This is a genomic window from Anaerobium acetethylicum (assembly GCF_900096945.1).
In the GTDB taxonomy this organism is placed as follows: Bacteria; Bacillota; Clostridia; order Lachnospirales; family Lachnospiraceae; genus Anaerobium; species Anaerobium acetethylicum.
On record NZ_FMKA01000027.1, the window covers coordinates 39,601 to 48,398 of the forward strand.

5 protein-coding genes are annotated in these 8,798 nt (G+C 39.9%); all 5 read right to left on the bottom strand.

Annotation, left to right across the window (positions count from 1 at the left end; genetic code table 11):
* Positions 1 to 5: 5 nt before the first annotated feature.
* On the bottom strand, positions 6 to 2,315 hold the full coding sequence (locus BJR36_RS15495) for a glycoside hydrolase family 2 TIM barrel-domain containing protein (protein WP_091236040.1): 2,310 nt from the start codon (positions 2,313 to 2,315) through the stop codon (positions 6 to 8).
* 43 nt (positions 2,316 to 2,358) lie between these two features.
* Positions 2,359 to 4,923, bottom strand: a complete 2,565-nt coding sequence (locus BJR36_RS15500; protein WP_242875613.1) for a glycoside hydrolase family 3 C-terminal domain-containing protein — start codon at positions 4,921 to 4,923, stop codon at positions 2,359 to 2,361.
* A 115-nt stretch (positions 4,924 to 5,038) separates the two neighbouring features.
* Entirely contained in the window at positions 5,039 to 6,490 is a 1,452-nt protein-coding gene (locus tag BJR36_RS15505) for an MFS transporter (RefSeq protein WP_091236041.1), read from the bottom strand.
* Between the two features lie 192 nt (positions 6,491 to 6,682).
* Positions 6,683 to 7,912, bottom strand: a complete 1,230-nt coding sequence (locus BJR36_RS15510) for a helix-turn-helix transcriptional regulator (protein WP_091236043.1) — start codon at positions 7,910 to 7,912, stop codon at positions 6,683 to 6,685.
* Complete coding sequence (locus BJR36_RS15515) at positions 7,905 to 8,138, bottom strand: hypothetical protein (RefSeq protein ID WP_091236044.1); 234 nt, start codon at positions 8,136 to 8,138, stop codon at positions 7,905 to 7,907. The genes BJR36_RS15510 and BJR36_RS15515 overlap by 8 nt, the downstream gene beginning before the upstream one ends.
* Positions 8,139 to 8,798 lie beyond the last annotated feature (660 nt).

Consider the following 8,798-nt stretch of genomic DNA (forward strand, 5'->3'; position numbering starts at 1 on the left):
ATAATTTAAATAGTTATTGTTGAAGTTAACTTGCCATCTGTGACAGAAACGGTACACCCATTAGAAGCCTTATCATCCGTTTTCACGACTGCTAAAGAACGGCCATAGTAGCTAGTGAAACTGCCAGTATGATAACTTTCTTCATGGCAAGGGTTACCTGAACCAAAGCCAAGAAGAGTTCCTCCTGAAACAGATACATTTAAGAGTCGATCTGCATTGGATTCAACGATGCCATTTTCTCCAACGATTTCAATTGGAATATAGTGGATATTGCTTTGACTATTTTCTGGAATCATACGAAGGCGAAGCGCTCCTGTGGCAGGTTCAAGACTTCGACGTCCCAGTTCATTTCCGTTCTGTGAATATGCAATGGCTGTGAGAGTTTCAGGCACATATTTGATTTTATAGATGGCCTTGCATTCTTTCACTTTCTTTTTACCCAGACTTTTCTCGCCAAGTAATAGTTCAACATATGCACTGTCTGAATAGACTTCAATTTCGGCTTTGTTGCCGACACAGTTATTCCATGCCCAGCTTTCAATCGCATTGGTGCCACGCCAGACAGATTTACTTACGCGTACTCCAGGATGATTCACTGGCTTCACTGCAATACGTGGGGCAGTTTCAAGCCCCCATACGGTAGAGGTGTAACGGCAGGAACCATCTGGCTTTCCGGTGATGTCAATGACGCCAGAGCCAGAAAGAATCCATGGATATGGACGGTTGAAAGGCATACCTCCAGCATAACTCCAGCAACCAAGACCTGCTTCTCCTAAGTAATCCCAGCTTGTCCACATGAAGTCGCCAAATAAATATGGGTATTTTTTTACTTGTTCCCAGTTTTTATAGATGTCCTGTGGAAACGTCTCTGATCCAATTAACATTCGTTTTGGATGCAATTTACCTTCCAAAGGGTAACGCCCAGAACCATAGTTGTAGCCCGCAATGTCTAAGGCATCAATCATTGGGCTTGCTAAGGCATCAACCTTTGGAGAATTTCCAGCTTTATTCATGCTGGAACCTACGATAGACGCCATAATATTGAAGGCCAAACTGCCATTGGTAGCTTTGTCTTCGGCTTTGTCTTCGGCTTTATTTTCTTTTTTGCTATTTTTTTGAGTTCCATCCTGGTAGATACCTTGACCTTTTGCGGCCCTGCTTATAATCATGAGATTCAAACCGCAAGTTACAGGTCGTGTGGAATCGATGTAATGGATGAAGTTAACTTGCTGTTTACCATAGTCAAGACCTTTGGCTTCCGCAGGTTCAGCAACTTCATTTCCAATGGAATAGAAAATGACGGAAGGATGGTTATAATCTTTTCGTACCATTTCTGCAGTATCCTTTTTCCATTGACTTTCAAAGTCTAAGCCATAATCATAGGTGGTTTTGCGGTTGTACCACATATCAAAGGACTCGTCCATTACATACATGCCGTAGTAGTCGCAGGCTTCAAGCATAGCGCGGCTACAAGGATTATGGGAGGAGCGAATCGCATTGAAACCAGCCTCTTTTAAGATTCGAACTCTACGCCACTCGCTTTCATCATAGCAAGCTGCGCCAAGGATTCCGTGGTCATGATGGACACAACCGCCACGAAGTAAGACCTCTTGACTATTTATAAGGAGTCCCTGGGGACTCCATTTGATTTCACGGATACCAAAAGTTTCTTCCACTACATCATCACCAATACTAACTCGACAGGTATACAAATTAGGTTCGTCAGCACTCCAAAGTTTGGCATCTGGGAGTTCAATCACACCTGGAAGAGCACTGGCAAGAAGGGTATTTCCTTCATAAATCTCTACCTTTGCATTTTCTGCGTTAACGGTTACCTGAATGGTTGCTGGTGAAAGGGATAAGGTTGTAATCTTAATTCCGTCATAAGGAATGCCATCCTTTCTTCCAATATAGAGCCATACGGGTCTGTAGATACCGGAACCTGTATACCATCTGGAGTTTGGAGTTTTGGAATTATCGGCGACAACCGTGAGCAAGTTTTCTTCTCCAAGGATTAAGTCGGTTAGGGGAAGGGCAAAACCTGTATAGCCGTATGCATGCTTTCCAATTTCCTTCCCATTTAAATGGACAGTAGCATTACGGTAAACACCTTCAAATTCAATAAGAATTTCCTTATCTTCCCATTCTAGGGGAGCCATGAAGGACTTGGAATAAGTGTAGATGCCTCCGGGAAAGTAGCCATGTCCTCCATCTGATGTAGCTTTACTGCGTTTTTCTTTTATCATTGCATCGTGGGGAAGATTAATAACTTCCCCATTCAACATCCAATTATCGTTAAATGATAGCTTTTGCATAGTTCATCTTCCTTCTCATTTTAATTAAGGGCATCCATAAGCTTTACTTTTTCTGATGGAAAACGACTAAGGATAAGACTCTATTCGCACAGGTCTGAAGGTCAACAAAAGTTAATTCCTTTCCAATGGCATTGATTATGGTATCCACATCATTTTGTGATCCAGGCATAATTAGGTCGTTTCCGGCCTTGATACAAAGGGAAGGGCTTGAAGAACCGTACTTAAATGAAGCATCAGGCTGATCTGTGGTTCCCCAGTCGGTCATTACGAGCCCCTGGAAATTCCATTCCTGGCGGAGTATATCGGTAAGTAACTCTTTATTGTTGGCAGCATGAATGCCATTTACTAAGTTATAACTTGTCATAAGAGATTTTGGATTTGCTATTTTTATAGCAATTTCAAAGCCCTTCAAATAAATCTCACGAAGTGCACGCTCTGAGCAGTGAGAATTAGAATGGGTACGATTATCTTCCTGGTTATTTAAAGCAAAATGCTTAATTGTGGTACTGCAGCCTTTATGAGCTTGTACGCCAAGGGTATCAGCAGCAGCACATAAGCCGGAAATAAGTGGGTCTTCGGAATAGTATTCAAAGTTACGGCCACAAAGAGGATTTCGATGAATATTCATTCCAGGAGCAAGCCAAAGGGTTATACCAAATTCTTCCATTTCTTCGCCAACGATATCTCCTGCTTCCTCGAGAAGAGACATATCCCATGTCTGTGCCAGTAAGGTAGCAATTGGAATTGCAGTACAGTACTGGTAATAATCCATAGCATCTTCAGGACGTTCTGGAATAGGCATGCCAAGTAATTGCGGAAGATTTCCCATGGATGACTCACCAAGACCAGGAATGATATTGTGATCTTTGTCAGCAACGAAACTCTTGGATAATCGTAAACCAGCAGGTCCATCTGCTAAGGAAAGATTTATAATACCGCGGCTTTCGATAAGGTTTGAGGTAGTGTCACCTGCTGCGCCAGGGCAAGCAGAAGATGCTGCGCCAATAATTGAATTTTCAGCAAAACCACCTCGGGCAGAACCAACCACCAAACTAGCTAATTCTTCTACGGTAAGCTGAGCAGTTAATTCCTCTACACTAGCATTATAATTTAAAACATCCTCAAGCGTAATGAAAGTTTCTTTGTCAGTGGTAAACAAGGTTGCTTCTGATTCGTAGCTGACAGTTTCTGTAGGGATGAGCTGTGAAGAAACTTCAATAATTGGCACCGATTTCTTTTCTGCTTCTTCATCCGAATAAGTGAAGAAAAGGCTTTCGTTGGCCTTTAATGTTGAGAAATCACTGTCCTTGCACACTTTGTTTGCAACCTGTTTGGTAATGATTGTTTCAGCAACATGAATTGCTGCAACAATATGGGTATTTCTTGAATAATTTCCAAGACGAACATAATAGTTACCAGCTTCTAAAAGGTAATGAGCATTTGCTTCATCATAGGAGGCAAGGGAGCGGAGAGAGAAGATAATTTCAAGGGTCGCCTCCTGACCAGGTGCTAAGGACTTGGTTTTGGCAAAGCCGGCAAGTACCTGATAAGCTTTATCAAGATTTCCCTGTGGCTGTGTAACATACACTTGTACGGTTTCACGGCCAGAATACTGGTTACCAATATTTTTAACAGTGACTGTTAGAATTACATTTTCTCCCTGAAGGGAGCACCCTTTACTTACGATAGAAAAATCGGTGTAAGAAAGGCCAAACCCAAAAGGATAGGCAGGCGTTTTGCCAAAACTGTCAAAGTAACGGTAACCAACAAAGATTCCTTCCGAATAATATTCATCATTGACATCGCCATTTTGATAACTGAAGGTATCAAACGAAGGATAATCCTCGTAATTATTGGCCCAGGTGGTAGTTAAGTGACCGCTTGGAGTTACTTTTCCGGTCAGCACATCAGCTAAAGCTAGGCCACCGACGCAACCAGGCTGGCTCATGAGAAGAATTGCACTGATTCCTTTTTGTGCTCTGAGAAACTTGGTGTCAATGACACCGCCAGCATTGATTACTACGATAGTATGTTCAAAGTGCTCAGTAAGGAAAAGGAGATTTGAAATTTCCTTTTCAGATAGTTGGTAATCTCCACCTGACAATTTACGATCAGAGCCTTCGCCGGAAGTACGACCAATTACATAAATAGCACAGTAGGAATCGGTTCCTTCCAAATCTTTTTTTGAAATATCAGGCACTACAGGGTCACGATAAGGATTGATTAAAGCTTCATTTACTCCAGCCCAGCCCTTTTCCTGAACGGTTTCTTGAAAATGTTTGCCAAAGGCATTTAATGCGTCGTTACAATCTGAATCGAACTGATTTAACCAGGCTTTGGTACCGATGGTAAAGCCTGCGTCTTCAAGTCCTTGCTCTACATTATATACAGTTCTGGAATTGACATCTCCAGATCCGGTTCCACCTTTCACTGTACGGCGAGCACCACTTCCAAAGAGCGCTAGCGGCTTGGAGAGGGGGCTTAAAGGTAGTATTCCGTCATTAGCAAGAAGAACCATTCCATCAGAGGCAATCTTTCTTGAACGATTCATATTTCTTCTTTCTCGATCATTTATTTCATTTGAATTACTTGCATATAAAATTGACATGTATTTTTACTCCTATCTATTCAATGATGTTTTATTAGAAAACTTTTTCTTATCTGCTACAAAAACTCTTCTCTATATGAATAAAGAGGAGCTTTTGTTATGAAAAGAAAAAAGGTTATTTATTGTCTGAAGATTTCATCTTATTTCGAATTTCATCTGTAACTGGGTATTTTCCGAGAATAAAGAAGGAAATAATACCAAAAATTCCAGGGATAAGTCCCATTATAACGATAAACCATTTGAGCATTCCAGGAATGGCTGATAAGTCGCCAAGGTAGGTATCGGTAACGGAATCTACTTCGTATCCAATTGCAATGAGAATAACACCAATCAAACCCGTTGAAACTGATGATTGTGCTTTACTAAGGAACTTATTGCACGCATTACATAAAGCAGAACGGTCTTTTCCCGCACGATAGATCTCATAGTCCATTACTTCAATGTTTAAGGTCTCACCAGGAATATAGTCGGCACCAATTGCAGTAGCTACTACTACAGCACAAAGGAAGAACGGAATAGGACTTAACCGAAGTAAGCCAACCATTTCAAGGACGAACAATGCTAAGCAACCCAGCGCCTGTATTAAAATCAAAATTTTGTGGAATTTCAATGGTGAACCTACTTTTTTCATGATGGGGCTAGCAACAAGAGTACCGATAATTAATGGAAACATCATCAACATAGATGAAATCATGGTGAGAAGTCCAAATCTTGAGGTATCTACTGCGCCTGTAGTAAGATCTGCACAGTAAGCCCATTTGGTGTAGTAAGCCATTGTTGCAAATAAGAAGGTCCAGATGAAACCAGAGAATAAAGCATCCAATAATTTAATGCGTAAGGCTTTATTTTCTTTAATAAGACCGAAAATATCGGTTATTTTAACGTTGTCTTCTTCATCGCGTTCTGCGTGATGTTTCTCACGAATAATCAATAAGCCGATTGCAGAAATGACACCACTGACAACCATGAATGTACCGATTACAAGTGCAAAGGATTTATGCATGTTACCAATGTTAACATTTATAGTGTTGATAATGCTGATAAATGCAGCACTTAATACACCGATAATCATACCGAAGATACGTGGTCCAACAAGGAGCTTTCCACGTTCATTTGGATCCAAGGTCATGGTACGATACATAAGATTTGGTGCAAAAAAAGATGCGCCGATATCATATAAGAGGTAGAAGAAAATTACCCATACGCAGATGAAAACTGGACTTTTCATAATTCCAGATGGCAAGGCGAACAAACCAATGATACCTGACATAGAGAAAAGAACACTTAACAATAGGAATGGACGATATTTTCCGTACTTACCAACCTTTGCTCGATCCATAATCCAACCTTCAATAGGATCGTTTACTGCATCAAAGATTCTTGCGAACATGAGTAGTGCGGTACCTAAGATGGCACCCCATTTACCGATTCCGGCATAGTCTGTTAGGTAGAGCATGAACAAACCAGTAATGACACCACTGGAGAGCGCATCCGTTGAGCCCATAAGAGTTGTTCCAAAGTAGTCTTTGAAACGAAGTTTGTTTGGGTCTTTTACTTTTTTTGACATTTCGTTATCTCCCTTGTTATTTAAGAATTGTGATTTTTCTTGATTCTAGCATGAGAGAAACGAAAATATATAATATAAAATAGCCTAAAATATCAAAAATTAGCTACAAAAAATTATCGAGCTAATTTTTAATATTTTAGGCTAATAATTACCATTTTCATATCTGCAAAAGTCGCAAACAAATAAAATTTTTCATAATTTGTTCCTTTCTATTTGAGATAAATTCTGGTATTCAGATGGAAGCATGCCGGTATATTGCTTAAAAATAGAGCAAAAATAACTTGGAGAAGAAAAGGCCAGGCGTTCGCTTACTTCGTTAACCGCGATATCTGTGCGAGTAAGCAGAAGCTTTGCCCTTTTCATTTTTTCTTCCTTGATATAATCCTTTATAGAAGTACCGGTTTCTTCTTTAAAACGCTTACTAAGATAATAGGATGCATAGCCAAGTTCTTTTGCCATATGATCCAGGTTGATTTTTTCAAATAAATTGGTTTCAATATATTCCATGCAACCATTCACGATAGCAGGATGATGACTTCGCTTTTTACACATACGCACGCGTTGCATAACAGTTTGAAGAATCTCATAAGCACAGTTTTGAACCGTACCAACCGTGTCACACGCTTCTACTCTTTGAAAATAATAATCAGCGATGGAATACCCCCCTTCTGGAGAGACTCCGCCAAGAATTGCAGCTCTGGTTGCAATGATAATCAGTACAATTACCTCATCTTTGACCTGTCGCAATGGATTGCCAGGACATAAGGCACCTATGGTACCACTTGAAAAGGTACTGGTTAAAGACATTCCTTCCAAATCAAGTGTTCCATTTTTAATTCCTTCGAACAGATTTAGTTCTGCCTCCCAGGAATTGTGTTGCACGTTGGTTACCCATTGGTCTTCTTTATTGGTAGCGATGGCTGTATTAACATAGGTGATTTCACCCGTATTAATAGAACCCCCAACTGCATAATACTGAAGCATTACTGCATAGGTCAGTGAGACGGTAATTGGAATGGATGGAATCTTCTTAAGCTGGCCTTGCATTTGCTGAACAAGCTCAGAGGAAACATGGATCTTACTACATAGACGCATCATATAACGCTCAGAAGCTTCTACTGTAAAAAATGGACCAAGCAGATGATATTCTGAAATGGTGTCATCTTCTTTTTTACCAGCAACAATCCAAGTAAAACCAAGTGTATCTGCAATGATAATTGGAGTGTCTAATGTTGAAAAGTGAGTCTGGATGTGATCACTGCAACTGCTAATCTTAAATAAGTCATAAAAGAATTGTCCGTCTGGATGGTTGGTATTTTGCAGATTGAACCTGCCATCTAATTGCCAACTGTATAACTTGGTAGCAACAAGAAGCATCTCTTGGGCTTCTTGTAGAAAAAGCATAGTGTTATAATCACGCATCTAAATACTCCTTTAGCAGTTTGTAATCAGAGTCACTAAATAGGATTTCTCCTTCGCCTAAGCTCGCAGAACTTGGTGCATTGACGGCAACTAGAAAGAGATATTTTGAAAGTTGACTTTTTAGGTTCAACTGGTCACCTTCATCAGTCTTATAAAAAATGTTTCCTTCACATTGATCTACGCGATTTAAAAAATCGGCAGAAGACACTTCTTTTTTTAGCTTCATTTTTGTTTTTCTCCTTATATTTCCAGCCTGCTACAAGGGTTAATGATATTCAGGCTGGTAGCCTCTTGTTATTTGTATTTAGTGTATCACTTTTACATACATGCGCCTACTAGCTCTTAATTAATTTGCTTTGACCAGCTCTTCAGCCATAACGAGAAGTCTGCAGTAATCCAATCTGTCATCACGATTCCCTGAAAACCGAATTCACTACGAAGGATATCTCCAATAAGGTCTGTTCTCTCATTAGTATGTTGCCCATTTACTCAATTGTTGGAGGTCATTACGGATTTAGGCTGCGCCATTTTGTTACTACTAGGTTTCCGCAAACTTGCGATTTTAAATACCTCAATTGCTTAAAAATTTACATCATTTTGCGATAAGTTATGATAGTTTTCACTTTTCACCAAAATCACTGAATTGCTTGCAGAATCAAGAATCTTCGTCATTTTTACGTTTCTTACTTCTCATCCACGACTTGAAAAATATAGACTTTCAGATACCGCGTCTCTTTGCTGTGCTACTTTCATATTACTTCTGGCAATTGACTCGATGTATATTATATTATTAACTCAAACTTCGCACATAGATTTTGACTATGCACCTTGAAAATTCAATACCTGGCAGTTATTCAGTTATCAAAGCTCAGAGTTTATGCTGCTA

Coding starts and splice junctions, on each gene's coding strand:
- BJR36_RS15500 (WP_242875613.1), bottom strand. CDS start 4,923: ATGTCAATTTTATATGCAAGTAATTCAAATGAAATAAATGATCGAGAA.
- BJR36_RS15495 (WP_091236040.1), bottom strand. CDS start 2,315: ATGCAAAAGCTATCATTTAACGATAATTGGATGTTGAATGGGGAAGTT.
- BJR36_RS15515 (WP_091236044.1), bottom strand. CDS start 8,138: ATGAAGCTAAAAAAAGAAGTGTCTTCTGCCGATTTTTTAAATCGCGTA.
- BJR36_RS15505 (WP_091236041.1), bottom strand. CDS start 6,490: ATGTCAAAAAAAGTAAAAGACCCAAACAAACTTCGTTTCAAAGACTAC.
- BJR36_RS15510 (WP_091236043.1), bottom strand. CDS start 7,912: ATGCGTGATTATAACACTATGCTTTTTCTACAAGAAGCCCAAGAGATG.